Raw genomic sequence first — 1,708 nt, 5'->3', positions numbered from 1 at the left:
GGATTCACTCTTTTCAATAGCAAATGAGTAATTACTATTGTTATAAATAGGATGCTAGGTGGAAATCTCCTGATTAATTACATTTCTTAAAAAGTGTGACATTGGTTATACTTCGGCGCTTCAAATATGTTAGCTGATAAGGAGCTGACATTTTATGCTTAACTAGAATAAGCGTTCCCAGCTAAATTATGTAACGCTGATTGTGAGAGAATGAATGAGAGACGAAACCATGTTGTTTACCCAAGTCGAAAGCTTTGTAAGCGTATTGGCTCAGTGCCAGGAGTTGGGTATTAAGGTTGTTTCTGCAAGAGAAAACGAGCTGATACTAGAATTGCCTTACAGCGAGAAGATTATCGGTAACCCAGATTCAGGGGTTATTCATGGTGGTGCGATTACCACCTTGATGGATACGACCGCAGGTGCCGGTGTGCTATGTGCAATGCCGGAGTTTGAACTCTGCCCAACACTAGATTTGCGTGTTGACTATATGCGCCAGGCAAAACCGGGGCAGTCAGTATTCGCGAGAGCAAGCTGCTACCGTTCAACCAACAATATCTTGTTTATGAAGTGTGAGGCTTATCAGATTGACCGGACTGTGGCGCATTGTGTCGCAACCTTTATGCGTATGGGCGAGAAGGGCATTCCTTCCTTAGATGTGATGACGAAAGATATTCCTGTTTATCAATCAAAGAATATTGGCAAGGTTTCTCTGCCCGAAGATTTTAAAGATTCGGTGATACAAGCGCGCGACAAGAGCGACTACAAGATACTGACCTCAGCTATTCCTTATGCGCAATTGATTGGCATTGAATGCCTGGATGATAGAGGAGAGCTAACCTTTAAGTTAAATCAGAAGGAAGGCAATATTGGTAATCCTATTCTTCCCGCAATTCATGGTGGTGTCATTGGTGGCTTTATGGAATTGTCTAGTGCTATGTATTTGCTGGTATCTCAGTCGACTTTGAAATTTCCCAAAATTATTGATTTTTCATTAGATTACTTACGTGCCGGTGCAAACCAGGATACCTATGCCTATTGTAATGTGACCCGCCAGGGTGGCCGCGTTGCTAATGTCGAAGTTCACGCCTGGCAAGAAAGCCGCGATAAGCCAATTGCCTTGGCCAGAGCGCATTTTTTGTTAGAGGATTAGGTTTTTCAAAGGGGTCAGACTCGATTGAAATTCAATCGAGTCTGACCCCTTTGAAATTCAACCTCAATGCCCAGGGTAAGCAGTGGTATCGGTCTTCAATTTAAATATCTGATAAGGGCCTTTTTCTTGAATGTACTGGTCAGGCTTGGCTATCACACTTTGTAGCGCACTAGCAGTAACGTATAACCAGCCATTCGGGCCGAAGCTGAAACCATCAGGCCAGCGAAGCTTCTTGTCTTTGTAAAGTGTTTGTATGGAACCATCAGAGCGCATCTGTATGATAGCCGAATGCTCCAGATCGCTGATGTATAGAGTGTCCTCATCATCGATAGTGATGCCATCGCTCATGGTCTTTTCACCAAAAGCTTCGATTTTAGTTTTCAGCGCTTCTGCACTTAGTGCAGGATTATTCAAATCACTTACCCGTACGCGCCACATCTTCTCGTCGGTAACGGGAGCAAAGTAAAGCCATTCTTCGTTGCGGTCTAGCGCAATAGAGTCAACGCCAGGGCGAATAGCAAAAACACCAAACATCAGCATTTTCACACCTTCGACATG

The 1,708-nt window shown here is 43.9% G+C and carries 2 protein-coding genes; one reads left to right on the top strand and one right to left on the bottom strand.

The features are described from left to right. Positions 1–214: 214 nt before the first annotated feature. On the top strand, positions 215–1,150 hold the full coding sequence (locus tag A3735_RS32685; protein ID WP_368664571.1) for a PaaI family thioesterase: 936 nt from the start codon (positions 215–217) through the stop codon (positions 1,148–1,150). A gap of 63 nt (positions 1,151–1,213) precedes the next feature. On the opposite strand, the gene A3735_RS23630 is transcribed toward A3735_RS32685, so the two are convergent. Then, positions 1,214–1,708, bottom strand: a 495-nt coding sequence (locus tag A3735_RS23630) for an SMP-30/gluconolactonase/LRE family protein (RefSeq protein ID WP_304440013.1), incomplete at its 5' end; no start/stop codon positions are given.

The organism is Oleiphilus sp. HI0061, assembly GCF_001635675.1.
The sequence above is the reverse complement of the archived record's forward strand: the minus strand, read 5'-3'. Positions and strand labels throughout refer to the sequence as shown.

Bases quoted from the DNA above. Each gene is read 5' to 3' on its own strand.
- A3735_RS32685 (WP_368664571.1), top strand. From the start codon at position 215: ATGAGAGACGAAACCATGTTGTTTACCCAAGTCGAAAGCTTTGTAAGC.